Source organism: Mesorhizobium sp. WSM4822, from assembly GCF_055811155.1.
The window spans coordinates 1-22,165 of sequence record NZ_JBVVQM010000018.1; the positions used below are offsets into that span (position 1 = coordinate 1).

At 62.9% G+C, this 22,165-nt stretch carries 19 protein-coding genes and 2 pseudogenes; 7 read left to right on the plus strand and 14 right to left on the minus strand.

All coding sequences use genetic code 11. From position 1 onward, the window contains the following. Both AC0L3E_RS30540 and AC0L3E_RS30545 read right to left on the minus strand, forming a co-directional pair. Positions 1-164, minus strand: a pseudogene (locus AC0L3E_RS30540) (alcohol dehydrogenase catalytic domain-containing protein); the annotation flags it as partial. A 52-nt stretch (positions 165-216) separates the two neighbouring features. Beyond that, on the minus strand, positions 217-1,404 hold the full coding sequence (locus tag AC0L3E_RS30545) for a glycine C-acetyltransferase (RefSeq protein WP_473606398.1): 1,188 nt from the start codon (positions 1,402-1,404) through the stop codon (positions 217-219). A gap of 331 nt (positions 1,405-1,735) precedes the next feature. Between AC0L3E_RS30545 and AC0L3E_RS30550 the strand changes: the two genes are divergently transcribed. Further along, positions 1,736-3,802 carry a putative bifunctional diguanylate cyclase/phosphodiesterase gene (locus tag AC0L3E_RS30550; RefSeq protein WP_127330657.1) on the plus strand — a complete coding sequence of 689 codons (2,067 nt, stop codon included), beginning with the start codon at positions 1,736-1,738 and terminating at the stop codon, positions 3,800-3,802. A gap of 133 nt (positions 3,803-3,935) precedes the next feature. Then, entirely contained in the window at positions 3,936-4,676 is a 741-nt protein-coding gene (locus AC0L3E_RS30555; protein ID WP_127320492.1) for a polysaccharide deacetylase family protein, read from the plus strand. A gap of 55 nt (positions 4,677-4,731) precedes the next feature. Here AC0L3E_RS30555 and AC0L3E_RS30560 read toward each other — a convergent pair whose 3' ends face one another. Both AC0L3E_RS30560 and AC0L3E_RS30565 read right to left on the minus strand, forming a co-directional pair. Beyond that, positions 4,732-5,469: a hypothetical protein gene (locus tag AC0L3E_RS30560; protein ID WP_473606399.1), complete on the minus strand. Its 738-nt coding sequence runs from the start codon at positions 5,467-5,469 to the stop codon at positions 4,732-4,734. Between the two features lie 212 nt (positions 5,470-5,681). Continuing rightward, positions 5,682-7,727, minus strand: a complete 2,046-nt coding sequence (locus tag AC0L3E_RS30565; protein ID WP_473606400.1) for an oxidoreductase — start codon at positions 7,725-7,727, stop codon at positions 5,682-5,684. 100 nt (positions 7,728-7,827) lie between these two features. Here AC0L3E_RS30565 and queF point away from each other — a divergent pair, with 100 nt between their 5' ends. Further along, positions 7,828-8,289, plus strand: a complete 462-nt coding sequence (queF, locus tag AC0L3E_RS30570) for a preQ(1) synthase (protein WP_010915503.1) — start codon at positions 7,828-7,830, stop codon at positions 8,287-8,289. Positions 8,290-8,434: 145 nt separating this feature from the next. On the opposite strand, the pseudogene AC0L3E_RS30575 reads toward queF, so the two are convergent. The 5 genes and pseudogenes from AC0L3E_RS30575 to AC0L3E_RS30595 form a co-directional block, all read right to left on the minus strand. Beyond that, positions 8,435-9,172: pseudogene (locus tag AC0L3E_RS30575) on the minus strand (alpha/beta hydrolase); the annotation flags it as partial. A 7-nt stretch (positions 9,173-9,179) separates the two neighbouring features. Further along, positions 9,180-9,791, minus strand: coding sequence for a YqhG/Tai3 family protein (locus tag AC0L3E_RS30580; protein ID WP_128363185.1), 612 nt, complete (start codon positions 9,789-9,791; stop codon positions 9,180-9,182). 4 nt (positions 9,792-9,795) lie between these two features. After that, complete coding sequence (locus AC0L3E_RS30585) at positions 9,796-10,275, minus strand: DUF3828 domain-containing protein (protein ID WP_292659474.1); 480 nt, start codon at positions 10,273-10,275, stop codon at positions 9,796-9,798. Positions 10,276-10,371: 96 nt separating this feature from the next. Further along, on the minus strand, positions 10,372-12,021 hold the full coding sequence (locus tag AC0L3E_RS30590) for an ABC transporter substrate-binding protein (RefSeq protein WP_128308610.1): 1,650 nt from the start codon (positions 12,019-12,021) through the stop codon (positions 10,372-10,374). 42 nt (positions 12,022-12,063) lie between these two features. Then, the gene (locus AC0L3E_RS30595; RefSeq protein ID WP_473606402.1) at positions 12,064-13,614 is read right to left on the minus strand and encodes a trimethylamine methyltransferase family protein; all 1,551 of its coding nucleotides are present in this window, start codon (positions 13,612-13,614) and stop codon (positions 12,064-12,066) included. Between the two features lie 90 nt (positions 13,615-13,704). Between AC0L3E_RS30595 and AC0L3E_RS30600 the strand changes: the two genes are divergently transcribed. Together AC0L3E_RS30600 and mutL are read left to right on the plus strand one after the other, a co-directional pair. Continuing rightward, positions 13,705-14,607, plus strand: a complete 903-nt coding sequence (locus AC0L3E_RS30600) for a LysR substrate-binding domain-containing protein (protein ID WP_127408827.1) — start codon at positions 13,705-13,707, stop codon at positions 14,605-14,607. 148 nt (positions 14,608-14,755) lie between these two features. Continuing rightward, positions 14,756-16,621, plus strand: coding sequence for a DNA mismatch repair endonuclease MutL (mutL, locus tag AC0L3E_RS30605; RefSeq protein WP_473606403.1), 1,866 nt, complete (start codon positions 14,756-14,758; stop codon positions 16,619-16,621). Between the two features lie 276 nt (positions 16,622-16,897). Here mutL and AC0L3E_RS30610 read toward each other — a convergent pair whose 3' ends face one another. From AC0L3E_RS30610 to AC0L3E_RS30620, 3 genes are all read right to left on the minus strand, one after another. Further along, the gene (locus tag AC0L3E_RS30610) at positions 16,898-17,224 is read right to left on the minus strand and encodes an antibiotic biosynthesis monooxygenase family protein (RefSeq protein WP_127330641.1); all 327 of its coding nucleotides are present in this window, start codon (positions 17,222-17,224) and stop codon (positions 16,898-16,900) included. A gap of 56 nt (positions 17,225-17,280) precedes the next feature. Further along, positions 17,281-18,156, minus strand: a complete 876-nt coding sequence (locus AC0L3E_RS30615; protein ID WP_473606405.1) for an alpha/beta fold hydrolase — start codon at positions 18,154-18,156, stop codon at positions 17,281-17,283. Positions 18,157-18,241: 85 nt separating this feature from the next. Then, positions 18,242-19,135: a DMT family transporter gene (locus AC0L3E_RS30620; RefSeq protein ID WP_127320849.1), complete on the minus strand. Its 894-nt coding sequence runs from the start codon at positions 19,133-19,135 to the stop codon at positions 18,242-18,244. Positions 19,136-19,226: 91 nt separating this feature from the next. On the opposite strand from AC0L3E_RS30620, the gene AC0L3E_RS30625 reads away from it, so the two are divergent. Further along, positions 19,227-20,153 (plus strand): LysR family transcriptional regulator, encoded by a 927-nt coding sequence (locus AC0L3E_RS30625; protein ID WP_473603108.1) that lies wholly within the window; start codon positions 19,227-19,229, stop codon positions 20,151-20,153. A gap of 42 nt (positions 20,154-20,195) precedes the next feature. On the opposite strand, the gene AC0L3E_RS30630 is transcribed toward AC0L3E_RS30625, so the two are convergent. Next, a complete protein-coding gene (locus tag AC0L3E_RS30630; protein ID WP_245469965.1) occupies positions 20,196-20,831 on the minus strand; it encodes a hypothetical protein in 636 nt (211 codons plus the stop codon). Positions 20,832-20,908: 77 nt separating this feature from the next. Here AC0L3E_RS30630 and AC0L3E_RS30635 point away from each other — a divergent pair, with 77 nt between their 5' ends. Then, complete coding sequence (locus tag AC0L3E_RS30635) at positions 20,909-21,142, plus strand: DUF2093 domain-containing protein (RefSeq protein ID WP_128288671.1); 234 nt, start codon at positions 20,909-20,911, stop codon at positions 21,140-21,142. Here the strand turns inward: AC0L3E_RS30635 and lpxK are convergent. Further along, a complete protein-coding gene (gene lpxK / locus AC0L3E_RS30640; RefSeq protein ID WP_473606406.1) occupies positions 21,139-22,164 on the minus strand; it encodes a tetraacyldisaccharide 4'-kinase in 1,026 nt (341 codons plus the stop codon). The genes AC0L3E_RS30635 and lpxK overlap by 4 nt on opposite strands. Position 22,165 lies beyond the last annotated feature (1 nt).

Below are 22,165 nucleotides of genomic sequence, written 5' to 3' on the forward strand. Positions count from 1 at the left end.
GCCCACTGGTCCCAATTGTAGATGTGCACGTCGGTGCCGCAGATCGCCGTCTTCTTGATCTTGATCAGCACGTCGTTGGGGCCGATCTCCGGCACCGGCACCTCTTCCATCCAGATGCCTGGTTCGGCCTTGGCCTTCACCAGCGCCTTCATCATGTTCGACATGCTTTTGTCCCTTGAATCTCTTGATCCGGAATCGCTTTTCGATTCCAGCCTTTCAGGAAATGACCCCGAGTTCGCGCCCGACGGCGGCAAACGCCTCGACCGCCCTGTCAATATCCGCACTGGAATGCGCCGCCGACATTTGCGTGCGGATGCGGGCCTGCCCTTTCGGCACCACCGGGAAGGAGAAGCCGATGACGTAAATGCCGCGCTTCAGCATGCGCGCGGCCATCTCCTGCGCCAGGCTGGCATCACCCAGCATCACCGGTATGATCGGATGATCGGCTCCGGCCAGCGTGAAGCCGAGCTTGCCCATCTGCGACCGGAAGCGCGCCGCATTGTCGTAGAGTTTGCTGCGCAGCCCATCGCCGTCCTTGATCAGTTCGAACACCTTGATCGAAGCGCCGGCGATCGCCGGCATGAGCGTGTTGGAGAAGAGATACGGCCGTGAGCGCTGGCGCAGCCAGTCGACCACCTGGCCTTTGCCTGAGGTGTAGCCACCGGAGGCCCCGCCAAGCGCCTTGCCGAGCGTGCCGGTGATGATGTCGACCCTGCCCTCGACGCCGCAATGTTCGGCCGAGCCGCGGCCGTTCCGGCCGACGAAGCCGACGGCATGGCTGTCGTCGACCATCACCATGGCGTCGTATTTCTCGGCGAGGTCGCAGACACCCCTGAGATTGGCGATGATGCCATCCATCGAAAACACGCCGTCGGTGGCGATCAACCGGAAGCGGCAGTCCCGGGCTTCCTTCAGTCGCGCCTCGAGATCGGCCATGTCGTTGTTGGCGTAGCGGAAACGTTTGGCCTTCGACAGCCGCACGCCATCGATGATCGAGGCATGATTCAAGGAATCCGAGATAATGGCGTCTTCCTCGCCCAGCAGCGTCTCGAACAGGCCGCCATTGGCATCGAAACAGGAGCCGTAGAGGATGGTGTCTTCCATGCCGAGGAAAGAGGAAATCGTGGATTCGAGCTGCTTGTGCTCTTCCTGGGTGCCGCAGATAAAGCGCACCGATGCCATGCCGTAGCCATAGCGGTCGAGCGCCTGCTTGGCAGCATTGCGCAAATCGGCGCTATCGGCGAGGCCGAGATAGTTGTTGGCACAGAAATTCAGCACCTTGTCGCCGCCGACCTCGATCTCGGCCGACTGCGTCGAAGTGATCACCCGCTCCGACTTGTAGAGGCCTGCCGATTTGAGCCCCGCGAGCTCGCTGTCGATGTGGGAGAGGAATGCTGCGGTCATGGTCGGCCTCGTTTGATGTGGGCTGACTGTCGTCTCGTCCGCGTGAAAAATCCATCGCAAAAACGACCGGATCGGTGGCAAGCAGCACGATGCCGCCCCGATGTCGATCATCATGCGGCGGCGGAAACGACGCCGCGACAAGGGTTCTGGCCGATGACCGCTCAAATGCCGGTACGGCGCTAAACGAGCCGATAACCATTTCGCGATCTTTCGACAGCCGCCCCTCGCCGGGCAGCCGTCGATTTCCGGTCCTGTTAACGTTTGCAGTTCAATGGTGCTCATACAAAAATCTTTAGGCAAGAATCCGTAGGCGAGAGGGCCGCCCCCGAAAATGTCGCAGCAGCCGGTGCAAACCGTTTCAGGCAAGCTCATACTGCTGATCAAGGCCGGCTATTGGCTGGCCCTGCTGATCATTGCGGCCATGGTGATCGCCTCCTTCATCCTGCTGCAGCAGATGATGGCCACCCAACAGCACAATCACACCTTGCTCGACATCGTCAGCACACAAAAGACGCTGTCGCAGCGCATCGTCTTCCTTGCCGGTGCAACGGGCGCCGGCTCACGCGACAAGCAACCGGCGCTGGTCAGCGCGCTCAAGCAGGCAACGGCGGAGTTCGAGACGAACTACGACCTGCTGCTCGATCAGACGGGAGCCGATCCGCAATCGCCGGCCAAGCTTGACCCGAAGTCGATCGAAAGCGTCCTTTTCGCCAAGCCCTTCCACCTCGACTATTTCTCGGTCGGGCTGATCGCCAATGGCGACCGCCTGATCTCGGCCTATGAATCGCAATTCAGCGGCAATGGCGGTTACAAAGGCGGCGACGAACGCGTCAATCTCGACGCCTCCGTCGCCAATGCGACCTTGTCGGGCTACGCCGCGCTTGGCCAGCGCATCACTGCCGACGCCGACGACCGCTCCGAGAAGCTGCTCGCTCTCCATCGCACTCTGTTCTACGCCACAATCGGCGTCATCATACTGGTGGCGCTCTTCATCTTCAGGCCGATGTCGAACGCCATCCTGCGCAAGACACATGAATTGATCGACGCGCGCAATTCCATGGCCTTCATCGCGGTGCATGACGGCCTTACCGGCCTGCACAACCGCACGTTCCTGACCGATCATTTCGACACGCTGATCAAGGGCACGCACCGGCGTCGCGAACGCCTTGCCGTCGTCCAGCTCGATCTCGACCGGTTCAAGCAGATCAACGATACGCTCGGCCACGCCGCCGGCGACTATGTGCTGGTCGTGACGGCACAGCGCATGCGCGACTCCTGCCGGGCGTCGGATCTGTGCGTGCGCCTGGGCGGCGACGAGTTCGTCATGATTCTCGGCGGCGCCGGCGGCACCGAAGACATCAATATGCTGGCGCGACGCATCCTGGCACATATCAACGAGCCGATCGTCTTCCAGGGCACGACCATTCTCCCAGGCGCCAGCGCCGGCATCGCGGTCTATCCGATCGACGCCGACAATGCCGGGGATTTGCTGGTCCACGCCGATCTGGCGCTTTACTCCGCCAAGAAGCTTGGCGGCGGCAACTTCTCCTTCTTCTCCGAGGAGCTGCGCCGCGAACTCGACTATCGCAAGCAGCTCGAGCACGACATCAAGGTCGCCATCGCAGAGCGGGCTTTCCAGGTCTATTTCCAGCCGCAGGTCTCACTGACCCACGGCACGATCAGCGGCATCGAGGCGCTGGTGCGCTGGAACCATGCGGAGCGCGGCATGATCCCGCCCGGCGAGTTCATTCCGGTCGCCGAGAAATGCGGCTTCATGCCCGAGATCGGCCGCATCGTCATCACCAAGGCGATCAACGAGGCGGCCGAATGGAATCGCGCCGGCATTGCCTTCGGACGGCTTGCCGTCAATGTTTCCGGCACCGAGCTGCGCGAGCACGATTTCGATGCGTTCTTGTTCGAGACGCTGGAAAAGGCCGGGCTGCCGCCGCAGAAACTGTCGCTGGAAATCGTCGAATCCGTCATCCTCGATGACGAAAAGACGGGCATCGCGGCCAAGCTGCGGCACATCCGGGCAGCCGGCGTCCATCTCGAACTCGATGATTTCGGCACCGGCTATGCTTCGCTCAGCCATGTCAACCCGAACGAGATCGACCGGCTGAAGATCGATCGCCGCTTCGTCCAGAACATCCATGAGAATGGCGACAACTCGAAGATCGTCCGCGCCATCACCGAGCTGGCGCGTGGCCTTGGCATCTCGATCGTCGCAGAGGGCGCCGAAACCGAGGCCGAGCTCAATTCGCTGATGGCGATCGGCTGCGACCAGGTGCAGGGCTACTCCATCGCCTTCCCGATGCCGCACGACAAGGCGCTGGAATGGCTGACCGCCCGCATGCCCAAGAAGGCCAAGCTGACGGTGCTGCAAGGAAGCCTGGCATAGGTTTGCCTTTTTGTTTGCGCATGTCGTTATCCCAAAACCGCTGCGCACTTTTGGGCGACATGCACCGGCTCGCCTTGACAAGCCGTTGTGGACATGGCGGCCTTGTCGTGATCGCAACCGGATATCGGGGCTGATGACACCGTTTCGGTTTGTGCTGGCGGCGGTTTTGATTTTTGCGGTTCCCGCCCAAGGGGCCGATCGCATAATATATCTTACCTTCGACGATGGGCCGCTGAACGGCACAAGCAACATCCTCGATGTGTTGGAAGCCGAGCAGGTTCCTGCAACCCTATTCATGGTCGGCATGCACGCACAGGCTAGCGCCGCCAACAGAGCGCTCGTCCAGCGCGCCAGGCAGCTTCCTCTGGTGACGCTCGGCAACCACAGCTACAGCCATGCCTACAATCACTACCGGCATTTTTACGGCGACACCGAAGGTGTCGTCGCCGACATGGTAAGGGCAAACGCGGTGCTCGGGTTGAAGCCCGTGGTGCATGCAAGGCTGCCGGGGCGCGACGTGTTCAGGCTGCCCTCCATGTCGAAGAACGACACCTCGCTTGGCCTCGCCCAGGAGGGGCGTGAAGAGCCCGACTACGAGTTTGTCGCGGCCTCAGGCTTCTATCTCTACGGCTGGGACCATGAATGGGTGCACAAGGACAACGGCGAGCCGGTGCAGAGCGTCGATCATCTGGTCAGCGAGATCGATCACCTGTTCGGCTATGGCCGCTTCGTCAAGCCCGGCAAGCTGATCCTGCTGATGCATGACGAAATGTTCCAGGACGGTTTCGACGGCAAGACGAAGCTGACCAATTTGATCACCGCGCTGAAGCTGCGCCGTTACAGCTTTGGGGCAATCCAGGGCTATGACGACTGAGCCGGCAAGGACGGCCAGTTCTCAGCGGATTGCGCATCGCGGGATCAGCAAGGTGTCAAAGCACCTCGACTGATTCGCCGCGTAACTTGTGGCGACGCAATTTGATGTATGTGCGTAAATTTGGCGTAATCTGAAAGCCAATCAGCTTCGTCTCCTGGAGGGGAGCAGCCCACGCCATCGTCTCGTAGCGGGCACCGTAACCTTCGATGGTGACGGCAAGATTTTCGCGGCCCAGATACCTCGCCAGAGTGGCACAGGCAGCAACCCTCGATCGTATGGACTGACCGTATTTGGGCGCAAACGCCAATCCTCCGTCCGCCAGGTCATCCACCTCATGGGCAAGCACTAGGAACAAGATGTCCTCGTCGCCGGCCGGCACACCGGCATCCACAAGGCGCTCGGGGTCTCCGGTATCGAATTTCAGTCCGACCAGGCGGGCGACAAGACCTTCAACCCGGGGACCGATTATTTGCTCCAGCCATCTGCGGTGTGCATCGGTGCGCCTGCTGGACTTTCCGTCCGGATAGTGGCCGCTGTCGTAGGCAGCGTGAAACATCGCGGCCAGGACAAGATCGACGCTTTTATCGAAATGCGCGGCCGATGACGCAGCTCCCACCGCATGGCAGATGAACGGCCGTCCTGTCTTGCGGTAGCGGCCGTTGAACATCGCGCAACACACACGATACGCCTTTTGCACCCGGGCGATATCGGCAACCGGATATCCAGCCTCGTATAGCTGCATGTAGAGCGCCGTATTGGTCTGGCGCGGAACGAACGGATCTTTCTTGGTCAACTTGTCCCCCCGGACTTTGTTAGATTTTCGTCAACTTTTCTCGGCAGAAGACGCACTGCTTCGCGATTTCCCTGCAGACTTGCAGTAGAATGAAACTGATCCCAAGCGTTTGGATCACCCTAGATCGTTACAAGTACGACAGGGAAAGTCCAGTCTAGGGGCTCTTGCAGGAAGCTTCGGCCGCGCGCTACCGATCCTGGCGATAGCTAATTTCAGATCCGCAAGCCGAACCTGATGCCGTCATAGATGGCGGCATGAATGTTGCGCGAGGCGACCGCGTCGCCGATGCGGAACAGAACAAAGCCGCCTTCTGGATTGCGCTTGGGAAAGATGTCGCCACCGCTCACCAGACGCTCGTAGTCGACCGCGCCGCCATTCTTCGACAGCGGCTTCAGCAAGAGGTATAGATCGTCGAGCGGTAGCGTACCGTGCTCGACCACCACCTGGTCGACCCTGCGCTCGCCGCGCCAGCCATCGGCGAAATCCGAAGCCAGCTCTGCGATCAGCTGGTTGCCCTCACGCCGCACCGAACGCAGCCGCGTGTTGATGGTTATGGTGACGCCCCCCTCCTGGAAGGCCCTGATATAGGGCACATGGTTCATGCCGCCCATTTCCGGGGCAAAGAAACGCTCCGGCGATACAAGCTCGAGCTTCGAGCCGGCATTGGCGATCAGTTCGGCGGCGCCCATGCCCTGATGGCCGCCGTTGTCGTCATAGAGCAGCACATTTTCGGCCGGCTTGACGCTGCCGGCCATGATGTCCCAACTCGAGGTGACAAGGTTGTCGCCTGATGTCAGCGGCGGGTTCTGCGGCAGGCCGCCGGTAGCGACCACCACCACATCGGGCGACAGCGCCAGGACATCGTCTTTTTCCGCCCAGGTGTCGTAGCGGATCTCGACGCCGAGCCGGTCGAGTTCGGCCAGCCGCCAGTCGATGATGCCGATCAGCTCCTTGCGGCGCGGGTTCTGCGTCGCCAATCGCACCTGGCCGCCGGCCTGGCTCGATGCTTCAAGCACCATCACCTTGTGGCCGCGCTCAGCCGCGACCCGCGCAATCTCCAGCCCGCCGGCGCCGGCCCCGACGACCACGATTTTCTGCTTCGGTCCTTCGGTCTTGACGATGATATGCGGGATTTCGGCCTCGCGGCCGGTCGCGGCATTGTGGACGCAAAGCGCTTCACCGCCCTCATAGATGCGGTCGAGACAATAGGTGGCGCCCACACAGGGGCGGATCTCATGCTCGCGCCCCTCCATCACCTTTTTGACGATGTGCGGATCGGCGATATGGGCGCGGGTCATGCCGACCATGTCGAGCTTGCCGGTGGCGATGGCGTGGCGTGCGGTGGCCACGTCGGATATGCGCGCCGCGTGGAAGGTCGGGAATTTCGTCGCCGCCCTCACCTCTCCGGCGAAATCGAGATGCGGCGAAGAACGCATGCCGGTTACCGGGATGACCTTGGTCAGCGCCGCATCGCTCTCGATCGAGCCACGGATGATGTTGAGGAAATCGACCTTGCCGGAGCCCGCCAGCCGCCTGGCGATTTCGATCCCCTCCGCCTTCGACAGGCCTTTTTCGAAATCTTCGTCGGCGACCATGCGGATGCCGACGACGAATTTGTCGCCGACAGCTGCCCGCACGGCATCGAGCACCATGTTGGTGAAGCGCAGGCGATTGTCCAGCGAGCCGCCGAATTCGTCGTCGCGATGATTGGTGGCTGGCGACCAGAAGCCGTCCATCAGATGGCCGTAGGATTCGAACTCGATGCCGTCGAGGCCGGCGGCCTCGCAGCGCTGGGCGGCTGAAGCATAGTCGGCGACGATGCGCTCGATGTCCCAGTCCTCGATCGTCTTCGGGAATGCGCGATGCGCCGGCTCACGCACCGGCGAGGCCGAGAGCACCGGCAGCCAGTCGGCCTTGTTCCAGCCGGTACGGCGGCCGAGATGGGTGATCTGGATCATCACCTTGCAGTCGTGCTCGTGGCAGGCGTCAGCGAGTTCGGCGAGCCACGGCACGATCCTGTCGTCATAGACATGCAGATTGCCGAAAGCGGCCGGGCTGTCGCGCGAGACGATCGCCGAGCCGGCGGTCATGGTCAGCGCCATGCCGCCCCTGGCCTTCTCGGCATGGTAGAGCCGGTATCGCTGTTTCGGCATGCCGTCCTCGGAATAGGCCGGCTCATGGCTGGTCGACATGACCCGGTTCTTCAGCGTCAGGTGTTTGAGCTGGTAGGGCTGGAGAAGCGGATCGTTGCTGGTCATCGTCTTCCTGCGGTTTCAAATTGTGCTAATGAGCGGCAAAATCTGTTTTCAAGCATGTCGTCCCGCACGCACTCCGGGCGCATGCGACAAGGATTGGCCCATGATCGACACCAAAACCCTCACCCAACTCGGCGCGCACGTCGAGACGCCACAAAGCCCCGAAGCAGCGGTCCTGGAGACCGTACCGTTTTCGCGCGGTGACGGACCGCCGGCGATCGTGCGCTTCACCTGCCCGGAATTCACCTCGCTGTGCCCAGTCACCGGCCAGCCGGACTTCGCACATATCGTCATCGACTACGCACCCGATGCGGCTCTGGTGGAATCGAAGTCGCTCAAGCTGTTCATGACCTCGTTTCGCAACCATGGCGCCTTCCATGAAGACTGCACCGTCATGATCGGCCGCCGCATCGTGGCGGCAACCAAGCCGCTGTGGTTGCGCATAGGCGGCTATTGGTATCCACGCGGCGGCATTCCGATCGATGTGTTCTGGCAAACCGGCGCTCCGCCCGAAGGCGCCTGGCTGCCCGACACCGGGGTAGCGCCTTATCGCGGGCGGGGTTGAGCGAACGCCAACCATGGATGGCACCCGTCCGGCAGAGCTTTGTTGCAAGAAAGGAAAAGATAGCATCGCTGTAGCGCAGTTGGTCGTAGCGCAGCAGATCGACATGGCCTGCGCCTCCAAACCAGACGAGTTGTGAACCAACGGCAGCATTCTGCAGCGCCAGCACCTGTCCATGATCGATGAAAGGGTCGTTGCTGCCTGCAAGCAGCATCAGCGGCTTGCCGATAGCAGCAAGATGGTCGACCGGCTTGACATCATCGGCGCTCAACCCGAGACGAAGCGGCATCTGTGCCAAAAGGACATCGGCTTGGAAACCGCGCCAGAAGTGGAAAGGCATTCGCCACGCTGTGGTTTCGCGCAAGGTTGCGTAGAGCTGCTCCAGCACATAGGCATCGGCAGGCGCTTGCGGCGCGGCAAAGACAAGTGCGGCGGCGCCAAGCGACGAGCCGATGGCGCCAAGCTTCTGGCCTGGAAAGCGTTGCCGAGCAAAGGTAATAATACGGGCGGCGTCTGGGCCTTCCGAATACCCGAAGCCCTGAACGGCGCCACCGCTCTCTCCATGACCGGAGAGGTCGAACAAGACAACGGAATAGCCAGCGTCGAACAAGAGCTTCGCCCTTTGAACCAAGGCCGGCCTGTTGGCGCCGCGCCCATGTAGCAGCACAATCGCACGGCAACTGCCCTTTCGATCGGCTACCCAGCCGACAAGCTCGGGCGCATCGGCCTGGTCGAGTACGACGCGCTCGACGGAGAAGTCGCCAGGCGCTGCCAGAGCTTGCCGCGGCTGGCGAGCGACCAGTATCGTGCCGATGTGCCAGTCGAACACGCCCCCGGCAACGCCGAGTCCGACCAGCACGATGGCTAGCGAAAAGCAAAGCTTCATCGCCGGTTCATTCGCACTGATATTGGCTGAGTGCCCATTCGCCGGTTACCGACAACAGGTCCGTGATCTTCCAGTCGCCGTCGACCCTCTTGAATTTCCATTCCAGCCGGTGCGGGTTGCCCGATATGACGAAGGCGACGATGACCTTGGCCTGGTCGCCGTTGATCGCCTCGAGGGTCTTCAGGCTCTTGTCGATCTCGGCCTTGTCGTAATCGGCATTGTCGAGCGCCATGTTGGGGTCGAGGCACTCGCCCTGCCCGGATTTGCGCAACGCGTCGCTCTTGTCGAGCACGGTTTTGGCCGGGTCGATGAAATGGCTTCGCTCGGCCGGATCGATCTCCAGTCCGACCTGATCGTAAAACGGCCGCACCACGGCGGTCGGCGAGCCCGGCTGGATCGGTGCGGCGGGCGCGGCTTCGGCCGGCGACCATCCCACCGGCGGCGTGGCCGGTTCCGCCGCTCCGCCCGGCGCATTTGCGGGCGGTGCCCCGCTGTCGCCCGGCTGGGTGCCGGCCGGGGCGTTTGCCGGCGGCGCACCCAACAAGCCTTGCGCGGCGGCCCCGCTCAGAGCCGCCAGCAGGCACACACCCGACAGCGCCAGGAACCGGCGATGGGCCATCGCTTCACTCCGGCGTCTGGCCGGCCATGCATTCCAGCGCGCTGAGCGTCCAGTCGCTGGTCTTGGAAGCGATGTCCGATATCTTCCACTTGCCGTCGATCTTCTTGAGCGACCAGAGCATTTCACGTTTGGAATCATCGCCCTCGGAGAACAGGCTGAAGGATGCCGTGACCTGTGCGTTATCGCCATCCAGCTTCTCAGACAGTTTCAGCGTTTTCGAGACGGTTTTCTGATCGAAATCCTGGGCGTCGAGACCAGGATCGAAATCGATGCAGGCGACCTGGTCCGGGTTCGTCTTCGTTGCCTGGTCGTTCAGCTCGAACAGTTTCGTCACCGGTTCGGTGAACCGATCCCGATATTGTTCGTCGGCCTCGAACTTGACCGCCGGGACATAGAAGAACTTCACCGCGTCGGACGCCGGTCCGGCGACGGCGGCGTCCGGCAGGGCTATCGAAAGGGCGGCAACGAGCACTGTCAGTCTCATGCAGAATCTCCGGCTTTTGATGGCTTGAGCCTATCAATACCACGCATCCTGCATATCGGCTTTTTTGCGGCTCATGAAGTCCTGCCGCGCCTTGTTTCAGCCGTCCAGCCAGACGTTCTGAAGGTCCATCTCGAATGTCTGGTGGACACCATAGTTCTTCACCTTCTTGTTCTGGTGGCTGTAGAGCTTCTGCCAGAACGGCTGAATAATGACGCCCGAATCCTGCAGGATCTGCTCGACATCCTTCATGACCTCGCGTCGTTTCTCCACGTCGATGAGCGATAGCGCCTGCTTGAGCTTGGCGTCGAAATCGGGGTTGGAATATGCCGATTCATTCCAGGCCTCGCCGGTGCGATAGCCCAGCGCCAGCACCTGGACGCCAAGCGGGCGCATGTACCAGATCGTCATCGAATAGGGATATTTCGTCCAGTCGTTCCAGAAGGTCGAACCTGGCAGTACCGTGCGCTTCACCTTGATCCCGGCATCGCGCAGCTGGCCGGCAATGGCGTCGCCGGTATTCTTCTGCCAATCGTCCTCGATGGTGATCAGCTCATGCTCGAAGTCAGCCTGTCCGGCTTCCGCCATCAGCTTCTTGGCGCCGGCGGCGTCGCGTGTCTTCTTGGGCAGCGGATAGTATTCCGGATGGATCGGGGCAACGTGGTGGTTTTCGCCAGGGGTGCCTCGCCCGGCATAACCAAGTTGGAGGACCGCATTGTTGTCGACGGCCATTTGCAAGGCGTTGCGCACCCGCTTGTCGTCATAAGGCTTGTGGGTGATGTTGGTGCGGGCAACCAGCGTCGTCGCCGTCGCCACCTCCGATTTCACCAGATCCATCTTGTCGAGAATGTCGATGAAGTCGGCGGGCGACTCGAAATTGAGGTCGATCTCACCGGATTCGAACGCGTTCACGGTGGCGTTGAAATCGGTGCCGTAGTCGATGAACTCGACGCTGTCGAGCGGCGCTTCACCACCCCACCATTTGCCATTCTCGCGACGCTTGACGACCGCCTTCTGGCCGACATCGTAGGAGACCAGTTCGAACGGTCCCGTGCCGATCGGCTTCTTGATCGGATCGGCACCGTCGGCATCGAAGTTGCGATGCACGACGAGCGCCGGATAGTCGGTGAAATTCGGGATCAGTGAAATGTCTGGTTCGCTTAGCTTCAGCTTGACCGTGTTGTCGTCGACCTTGGTGATCGCGCCATCCCTGGCCTTGCCGGTCTTTGCGTCGATCAGCGCGCCGACACGGGCGGCCATGGAATTGCCGGCGACATTCTTCTCGCACCAGCGCGTCAGATTGTGAGCGACGTCATCGGCGTTGAAGGCATCGCCGTTGTTCCATGTGATGCCCTTGCGCACATGCAGCACGTATTCGGTGGCGTCGTCATTGATATCCCAGCTTTCGAGCAGGACCGGCTCGAAGGTGAACTGCCTGGTATAGCGGACAAGCGGCTCCAGCCAGCAGCGCGAAATGTTCGCCAGCTCAACCCAGTCGTAGGTGCGCGGATCCTTCTGCCCCTTCACCGACATCGAGACGCGCAGCGTTCCGCCTTTCTTCGGCTCTTCGGCCAAGGCCCGATCCGGCACGGCAAGGCCGATCATGGCGTAGGCAAGCGCCGTCGATGCGCCGAAGGCGCTTGCCAGCGCCAGGAACTCGCGCCGATCGACACGACCCGCGCGTGCTTCGACCGCCATTGCCTCGATAGCGCTCGGCACGCGATCGCCACTGCTTCTGAAGAATGCCATTTTTTCCTCCCGTCTGGTTCCCTTTGATCTTGGTTCTTCGCGTCAACTGACGCTGTCCGGCAGCCTCTCCTCGCGCCGCGCGATGAAATCCATCAGGCCATCGGCGATGCCTTCGTCGAGCTTCGGCTCCTCGTAATCCGCCAGCATGTTGCGCGCCTTCTCGCGGCCGCGCGTGTCTTGGTCCTTCGCCCCTTCTGCCTTCCACTGTTCGTACGAATTGAAGTCCATGATCGAGGGTATGAAGAAGGCCGACTCGAAATGTTCGAGCGTGTGTTTGGTGCCGAGGAAATGGCCCTGCGGCCCGACTTCGCGGACCGCTGCCATCGCTTCCTTGAAATCGTCGAACGGAAGGCCGCCTGCATATTTGTACCAGCCAACCAGCTGTTCGCAGTCCGTAGCGAACTTCGAATAGCCGCAGCTCAGGCCGGCCTCCAGCCACCCGGCGGAGTGCCAGATGTAGTTGGCGCCGGCGAGGATGGCGGCATGCATCAGCATGTTGGCCTCGTAGCCCGCCTGGGCGTCGTTGAGCTTCGATCCGACATGGAAGCCTGAGGTGCGCCACGGCAGTTTGTATTTCCGCGCCAGCGCGCCCATCAGGTACATCATCTGGGCCGCCTCCGGCGTGCCGCCCATCGGAGCGCCGGTCTTCATGTCCACGGTGACCATGAACTGTCCGTAGATCTGTGGCGACCCTGGGCGCAGCAGTTGCGTGAAGGCGACGCCCGCCAGCGCTTCCGCATTGACCTGCGCGACTGCCCCGACGGCCGACGCCGAAGTCGAGGCGCCGCACAGTGCGAAGGGTGCGAGGATCAGCGGCTGGTTGCTTCGGGCATAGACCTTCATCGCGTCCAGCATGGTGGCGTCCCACACCAGCGGCGAATTGCAGTTGGTGATCGACACCAGGACCGGATTGTCGCGGACGTAATCCTCGCCGAACACGATGCCTGCCATCGCCATCGTGTCTTCCGCCCGCTCCTTGGACGTGACGATGCCCATGAACGGCTTGTCGGAATGCTTAAGCGCGGAATGGATGATGTGGAGGTGCCGCTTCGGTACCGCGATTTCCATCGGCTCGCAAATGACCGAACTCGATGAATGCAGCGCCGGCGCCATGTAGGCGAGCTTGTGGAAATTGTTGAGGTCCGCGAGCGTGCCGTAGCGCCTGTTGTTGTCGAGGTCACGCACATAGGGCGCGCCATACATCGGCACGAAGATGGTATTGTTGCCGCCCACCCGCACCGTACGCTGCGGATTCCTCGCATTGAGCGTGAACTCCGGCGGGACCTTCGATACCAGTTCCATCAGCAGGGCCCGGTCGATCCGCACACGAGTTTCCGAGACATCCGCGCCCGCCGCCTTCCACAGTGCGATAGCCTCGTCGTCGCGGAATTCGCATCCCACCTCTTCGAGGATCAAGAGCGACTCCTCGTGGATCAGCTCGACCGCCTCATCGGGGACCATCTGGTAGACGGGGATCTGGCGGACCAGGGTCGGAAACGACGTTACCGGAGCTCCGCGCAGGGCCTTGCGTCCCAGGCGGCCGCCACTGCGGCGGTTGGCATGTTCGGTCACTTCAGGGGCCGGTGCGTTCATGGCAACTCCATTCCACTCATGAAGGAGCCTAACGCGACAAAATGGTGATGTGACGCTGGAAAATCCTGATCTCTTGTATAAGCTCAGCTTATGCGAAGCCTGCGCCACCTCCTGCCCTCGGCCGGCAGCCTGATCGTCTTCGAGGCGGCCGGGCGGCTGTCGAGCTTCACCGCCGCCGGGCGCGAGCTCGGCATGACGCAGGCCGCCGTCTCCTATGCCGTGCGCGGGCTGGAAGAACGGCTTGGCGCCAAGCTGTTCCAGCGCCGCCACCGCCAGGTTCTCCTGACCGAGGCCGGCGAGCGCTTCCATGCCGATGTCTCGCTCGGCCTTTCGCATATTCGCAAATCGGCGGAGGATCTGCGCCTGCAGGCAACCGGCGGTCATGTCACGCTGGCTGCCTCGACCGCGTTCGGCTCGTTCTGGATGATGCCTCGCCTGCAGCAGTTCCGCGACGAACTGCCGGGCATCGACCTGCGTATCCAGACCGCCGACCGTGACCTCGACATCATCGCGGAAGGCATTCCGCTCGGCGTGCGCGGCGGCGCGCCGCGGGACTGGCCGGACTATCACTCGTTGCCGCTGGCCGACGAGGAGATATTTCCCGTCGCCGGCACCAGTTATGCGGCAAAGTTCGGCCTGCCCCAATCCGCTGCCGAACTGGCCACGCACCGCCTCATCCATCTGGAGGAGCCGTATCGCGAGGCGGCCAGCTGGGACGAATGGTTCCAGTCGGCGGGCGCCAATCTCAGCGATACCGCGCGCGGCCTGCGCATCAACGACTACGGCCTGGTGATCCAGGGCGTCATGGAAGGCCAAGGCATCGCGCTCGGCTGGCGGCACCTCGCCGAGCGGCTGCTGGCGTCGGGCTTGCTGGTGCCGGTGACGGATCATGTGCTGAAGACCGGCAAGGCGTTCTATGTCGTCTGGCCGAAGAACCGGGAACTCAGCGACAACGCCCGCAAGGTGCGAGACTGGCTGGCGGAGCAAGCGTGAGGGGCAGCGCCTCCCAGTCCCTTGGAAGTCGGCGGGACAGCACCTCCCTGCGGCCTGCCAGAGGGAGGCTGCTGTCCCGCCAGCCTATCCACTGTTCCGCAACACCGAATCCTTCCGCATCCGTCTCGAATCCGCCTATAGTGCTGCCATGCCCATCCGCCAGCTTTCCGAAACGATGATCAACCAGATCGCCGCCGGCGAAGTCATCGAGCGTCCGGCGAGCGTCGTCAAGGAACTGGTCGAGAATGCGCTCGATGCCGGCGCTTCGCGCGTCGAGATCGTCACAGCCGGCGGCGGGCTGAACCTGATCCGCGTCACCGACGACGGCTCTGGCATTCCCGAACGGGAGCTGGCGCTGGCGATCGCACGTCATTGCACCTCCAAGCTCACCGAGGATATCAACGACATCCGCTCGCTGGGCTTCCGCGGCGAAGCGCTGCCGTCGATCGGCTCGGTGTCGCGACTGTCGATCCGCTCGCGCACGGCAGCAAGTGACAGCGCCGCCGAGATCGGCATCGAGGGTGGCCGCGTTCTGCCTGTCAGGCCGGCGGCGGCCAATCGCGGCACCACGATCGAGGTGCGCGACCTGTTCTTCGCAACGCCGGCCCGGTTAAAGTTCATGAAGGGCGAACGCGCCGAAAGCTCGGCCACCAGCGATGTGGTCAAGCGCATCGCCATCGCCTTCCCCGCAGTGCGCTTCACGCTGGCCGGCTCGGACCGCTCGACGCTGGAATTGCCGGCGGCGGATGACAGCGCGGAAGGCAGCCTGCGCCGTGTCGCCCAGGTGATGGGCACCGACTTTCCCGACAATTCGATTGCCATCGATGCGATGCGCGAAGGCGTGCATCTGACCGGCCACGTGTCGATCCCGTCCTTCACCCGCGGCAACGCGCTGCAGCAATATGCGTATGTGAACGGCCGCCCGGTGCGCGACAAGCTGATCGCCGGCGCCATACGCGGTGCCTATGCCGACGTCCTGCCGCGTGACCGCCATGCGGTGACGGTGCTGTTCCTGACGCTCGACCCGGCCATCGTCGACGTCAATGTCCATCCAGCCAAGGCCGATGTGCGCTTCCGCGATCCCGGCCTTGTGCGCGGATTGATCGTCGGTGCAATTCGACAGGCACTGGCCGATGCCGGCGTCCGCGCCGCCACCACGGGTGCCGCCGGCATGATGGCGGCGTTCCGGCCAGGGGCCGCATCCTACCACGGCGGACCGGCAAACGGCCATCGCAGCTACGACGCGGCCTACCGCACGTCAGGCCCGTCCGGCTTCGATGCCGCCCGATCGCCGCAGCGGCCGCTCGATATGGGTTTCGAGGGTGCGGACTTCGAGCAGCGCGGCTTGCGTGAAAACGAGCAAGCGGCTTTCGATGCCGGCGCCAGTGCCGATGCGCGTGCCGGCCAGAGCGAAGCAGCCGAGACCCTGCTCGGTGCGGTGCTGGGCGCCGCGCGCGCCCAGGTGCATGAGAACTACATCGTCGCCCAGACCAGGGATTCGCTCATCATCGTCGACCAGCATGCGGCGCATGAACGGCTGGTCTACGAGGCGCTGAAGAATGCGCTGCACTCGCGCCCGGTGCCCTCGCAGATGCTGCTTTTGCCCGAGATCATCGACCTGCCGGAGGAGGATGCCGAGCGGCTTGCGCTGCATTCGGAAACACTGGCCCGCTTCGGTCTCGGCATCGAGCGCTTCGGCCCCGGCGCCGTCGCGGTGCGCGAGACGCCGTCGATGCTGGGCGAGACCAATGTCCAGCAATTGATACGCGACCTCGCCGACGAGATCGCCGACAACGACACGGTCGACACGCTGAAGGAGCGGCTGGACAGAATAGCCGCGACCATGGCCTGCCACGGCTCTGTGCGCTCCGGCCGCCTGCTCAAGGCCGAAGAGATGAACGCGCTGCTGCGGCAGATGGAGGCGACGCCCGGTTCGGGCACCTGCAACCACGGCCGCCCCACTTATATCGAACTCAAGCTGGCGGATATCGAAAGGCTGTTCGGGCGGCGATAGCTGCGGACGGATTGCGGGCCTATCGCTTCGCCGCTCGTAGGTGCCGGTGTTGACCAGCAATGCCGAGACCACCCGTCCGCCCCGTTCGCCTGTGGGCGAATGCCGCGCCGGCTCCACGCACCGCTGTTGCCAGAAGCGCGGCGGTCAGCAGATAGCGCGTCGCCAGCAGGAGCGGAGGCACGTCATCGAGACCGAGCTTGATCGCCGCCCAGGTCAGCCCCAGATCAGCGACATCACCGCGAAGAAGGCGAGATTGCGAACCACCAGATTCGCCGTTCAGCGCAGTCCCTGACGATCGACAAGTATCCGGTGGATGTCGATCCGTTCCGGCAGTTCGATCAGGAACTCGGCATCACGGTCCAGATGATGGACTTTGGTCGGTTCGCCTTTGGTAAAGGCGGTCATCGCCTGCATGTCGGCCCAATACGAGATGGTTGTGAACCACGTCTCGGCATCGCGGTCCTCGCGCAGCAATTGGACGCCAAGCGCTGTCTTCTCGAGGGGCGGAATACCCTCCGCACGCAGGTATGGCTCATAGGCGTCGGCAACGTCGCGGCGGGTGCGGCCGCGCCAGATGCGCGCGATGGTCGGTTTGGTCGGCATGAGGTTCTCCTTCAGTCAGGCGGACAGCAACTGAGCGTAGCGGACGCCGGGTGAGATCAGTCGTGAACACGAGCCAGGAAATCGCGGACCAGCGGCAGCGCGTCGTCGAAATGTGTCTCCAGCAGCCAGTGACCCGCCCCCTCGATCAGATGCAATTCCGCATCGGGCAAATCGCGATGATAGGCCCGTGCCGATGCCGCGGGCATATAGCCATCCTCTGGCCCCCAAAGGATCAGCGTGGGCGGATGGTGTTCACGCAAATAGGCCTGGTAGCGCGGGAACCAGGTGAGATTGGCTTCCAGCTTCTCCATCAGACCGACGGCGATCTGCCGACGAGCCGGCGTGTTCATCAATGGCCAGTGGAGGCTCCAGAGATCGGGCGGCACGCGCGCGGCGACGTCGTCAGACACTTCCCCGATGAACTCGGCCCGGAACCCGTCCTCACTTACCGCGGCCTCGAGCGGACGGTGCTTGTCGGGCGTCTTGTCGGTCCACCAGGCCTTGATCGTGGCGTATTTGGGGCCAAGCACGTCCTCGTAGATGTCGCCGTTCTGGATGATCAAGGCGCTGATCCGCTCCGGGTGCGAGATCGCATGCCGGAGTCCTATCTGCGAGCCATAATCATGCAGCCACAAGGCGTAGCGTTCGAGACCGAATTCATCGGCAAGCTTGGAAAGCACGTGGGAATAGGCGTCGAAATCATAGCCAAAGGCGGCCGGATCGGGTGTGCCACTGTATCCGAAGCCCGGCCAGTCGAATGCAATCGTCCGCCAGCGGTCGGCGAGCGCCGGCATCAGTCGGCGGAATTGGAACGAAGAGCAGGGATAGCCGTGCGGCAACAGCAAGACAGGTGCTTCTGGCGGCCCTGCCTCGCGATAGAAAATGGATAGATCACCCAGTTGCATGCGTCGGTGCGTCGTTGCACCCGGCATTCGGACCTCCGTCGAATAAACACCGGCTAAACGCGTTTGACCGAGGCATCGTTCCCGAATGAGGGAAGCGGACGGCCGGCAATATTCATCTCTTCAAATTCACCACGATGACACCGCCCAGCGCCAGCGCGCCGCCGATTATGCCGAGCAGCGTGGGGACTTCGCCCAGCCAGAAGAAGCCGATCAGCGCGGACATCGGCGAGACCAGATAGAGGAAGTTGGAGGCACGTGCGGCGGGCAGACGCGACAGTGCGGTCGCCCAGGCGGCATAGGCGATCAGGCTGGGCACGATGCCAAGAAAGATGACGGCGCCGAGGCCTGCTGTGTCGGCAACCGCCGCCTGCGAAAAGGCCGACGGCAGGAAGGGCGCCAGGCATAGTGCGCCGAGCACCATGTTCGAAGCGGAGATGGTCAACGGATGATGGCGGGCAAACAGCGGCTTCTGGACGATGGTGTTGACGGCCGAGCACAAGGCCGAACCAAGCACCAGAAGAGCACCGGTGTTAAAAGACAGTCCATTCCCGTCGGCCATGGCGATGACGCCAATGCCGGCGAAGGAAATCACCGTGCCGGCCCAGGCCATGCCCGAAAAGCGCTCGCCCAGCAGGACCATCGCCATGATGGCGGTGAAGATCGGGCTGACATTGATGATGAAGCCGGCGGCACCGGCAGAGACGGTCAGTTCGCCGAAATTGAGCATGACGGTGTAGAGCGCGACGAAGATGGCGCCGCCAAAGACCAGGCGCCACACTTCGTCGAGCCTTGGCAGCGCCGGGCGCTTGATGGCCAGGAAGATCGCCGCCGGCACCGCGGCGATGGCAAAGCGCAACGCGCCGAGTTCCAGCGGTCCGAAGGCAGCGAGACCGGCGCGGATCGCCGGAAAGGCGGAGGCCCAACCAACCACCGTCAGCGCGACAGCAATGGCTGCCGTGGTGTCCATCCGCTGTGTCGAATTCAACGTGCCCGTCATTGCGTTCATCTCACTGCCCTCGCATTCTTCCGTCCTGAAAGGCAGAAAACGCCATTTCAGGCCAGTTGACAAACGACCAAATCGAGGATCACCTGTGACTATGGATCACAGCTCGGACACAATGGTACCGCTCGAAACACTGCGCGCCTTCGATGCGGCGGCGCGAACAGGCAGCTTTTCGGCGGCCGCCGAAAAGCTCAACATCACCCATGGCGCCGTCAGCCGGCAGATCGCCAAGCTCGAGGACTGGCTGGGATTGAAAGTCTTCGACCGTGGGGCGCGCGGCGTCTCGCTGACGATCGAGGGCAACCGGCTGCATCTGCGCACGGCGGAAGCCTTTGCGCTGATATCGACCCATTCCGACCGCTGGGTCGAGCCGCGTGGCACGGCGGTGGTGCGGCTGACCTCGATCCCCTCGGTCAGCGGGCTGTGGCTGATGCCGCGCATGGCGGCTCTGGAGAACAATCCCTCGAAGCTGCGCATCGTGCTCGATGTCGATATCCGCCAGGCCGACCTTGCCGATGAGGGCATCGATCTCTCCATCCGCTGTGGACGCGGCGGCATTCCGGGCCGCGTCTCGGTGCAGCTTTTCGAGGAACATGTCTTCCCCGTCGCGTCACCCGAGCTTGCCTGCGAGATCGGCCGCGGCGACCCTGCCCGGCTGCTCAAATATCCGCTGATCAACGATTCCGACGCGTCTGCCTGGCGCGCCTGGTTTGCCGCGCAAGGCATGGATTATCGCCCGCGCCCGCAGGACCGTCGCTTCGAGGACTACAATCTGGTGCTCGACGCCGCCGCCTATGGGCTTGGCATCGCGCTGGCACGCCCACCCCTGACCGGACATCAATTGCAATCGGGCCGCATCACCCCCGTCGATGAGCGCACCGCGCTCAATCCGGTGTCCTACTGGCTCGACCGGCCGATCGGCCGGCCGCGCGCCGCAGCCGCCGACCTCGCCCGCCGCATCGCGGCGGAGGCCGGGCTGGCGCCGGAAAAGATCGAGGCGTTCATCGAAGCCGAGCGGTAGGCCTTCCGCCGGGCATATATCGAGAACCAGCCGATTCGAAGCTCAGCGAAGCAACAACAGAACGAACCCAAGGATCACGGTTCCCAGCAAACCGGCCACTATCGAAACAAAGCCGACCTTCACCAGCAAGTGCTCAGGGTTCGGCGCCGCACCATGGGATTGATTGGCCGGCCTGTGCCTGCCCGCCAATGCACCCAAAGCGGCAGCGTTGCGCGGGACTGGAGCCTGCGGCGGGATAAGCGACAGCAATGACAGCCCCGCAACCCTGGCAGGAGCATTATCATTGGCCGTTGTCGAAGGCGGCAAGAAGGCTCGCGGCGTTTCGGCTTCGGGTTTTGCCTTTCTCGCCGCGATCGTTGCCAACGCCGCCTCTTCGCCCGTCTCAAGTTGGGCAAGATAGGCATCGACGATGCCAGCCGATGCGATCTGCTGCGATTTGACGGCCATTGGCGCGGCCGGCAAAGTCAACAGCGCTGGCGCTGTCTGTTGTGCGAGCAGAGACGGCGCCGGCGGTTGGACCAGCGCCTTGACCAGTGCCGTCATGACTGGATCGGCCTGCCCCGAGGGCACGGCCTGCGGCGTCATCACTTCCCTGAGCAAGGCGGGAAGACGAGTGGAGGAAATGTCCATTGCGGCCCACCAACACCATTTTTCCGCCTCACAATAAGCGTTCAGCATTGTCTCAGGCTTGTCGCATGCTTGACCTCGCCGGGAATTTATGGCGATGAAATCCTCATGAACCCTGGCGTCCCCGCATGATGAACCGTTTCGAAGGCCCCGGCGGCAAGGAAGCCCGCATCCGCTATCTGGATGGCGACTTCCAGGTTACCAGTCCCGGCGCGTTCGTGCGTTGCGCGGTGACAGGCGAAACCATTCCGCTCGACGAGTTGAAATACTGGAGCGTCGCCAGGCAGGAGCCCTACATCAGCGCCACCGCCTCGCTGCGCCGCGAAATCGAGATGCATCCGGAGCTGCGCAAGCGCGGTTAACCCTTCAGCTTGCGCTGGCGCCAGGCATCGAGCGTCTCGTCGATGATGCGCTCGGGAACGTGATCGAGTTCGAAGACAGTGTCGATCTCCAGCACCTCGAGCCGGTCGAGAAAGTCCTGTGAGGCGCCGTGGCGCAGCCGGGCGGCGTCCTTGGCGGTGGTGATGAGCACCAGCCCTTCGGCGCGTGCGGTCGCCACCAACTCGGCAAGTTCGTCCTCGGCATAGAAATGATGGTCCGGAAACGGCCGCGTCAACGCCAGTTCGCCGCCGGCTTCGCGCACCGTGTCGAAGAATTTCTCGGGATGGCCGATACCGGCGAAGGCGAGGAACCGCTTGCCGGCAAGCCCTGCCTTGCCGCTTGGCTCTGTATGGGCCTCGAAGATCGGCCGGCCGGCGCGTGCCGCCTGGCGGACCACTGCGTCGGCGGCGGTGCCCTCGCCCATTTTCAACAGCCCGCTGGTGAAGACCAACTGGTCGACGATTTTGGCCCTGAGCGGCCCTCCCGGAATGACGCGGCCATTGCCAATTCCGTAGCGCGCATCGACGACGACCAGCGCATAATCGATGTGGATGCGGGCGCTCTGAAACCCATCATCCATGATCAGGAAATCGCAGCCATTGCGTTCCAGCAGCAGCCGGGCGCCGGCGGCGCGGTTCGGTGTCACCGCCACCGGCGCGTGTTCGGCGAGCAGCAGCGGTTCGTCACCGACATGCCGGGCGCTGTCGTGATCGATATCGACGACATGCGGCTCGGCGAACGAGCCGCCGTGGCCGCGCGACAGGAAGCCTGGTTTGAGATGCATGCGCTTGGCCTGTTCGGCGAGCGCGATGGCCACCGGTGTCTTGCCGGTGCCGCCAACCGTGAAATTGCCGATGCACAGAACGGGTGCCTCGATCTTCTCGCGCTTGGCCCGCCGCATGCCGCGGCCGGCGGCGACCGCATAGATGGCCGATAGCGGCGACAATGCCAGGACCCGCCAGTCCGGCTCTTCCCACCAGAATGGTGGTGCTTCGGAGGCCACG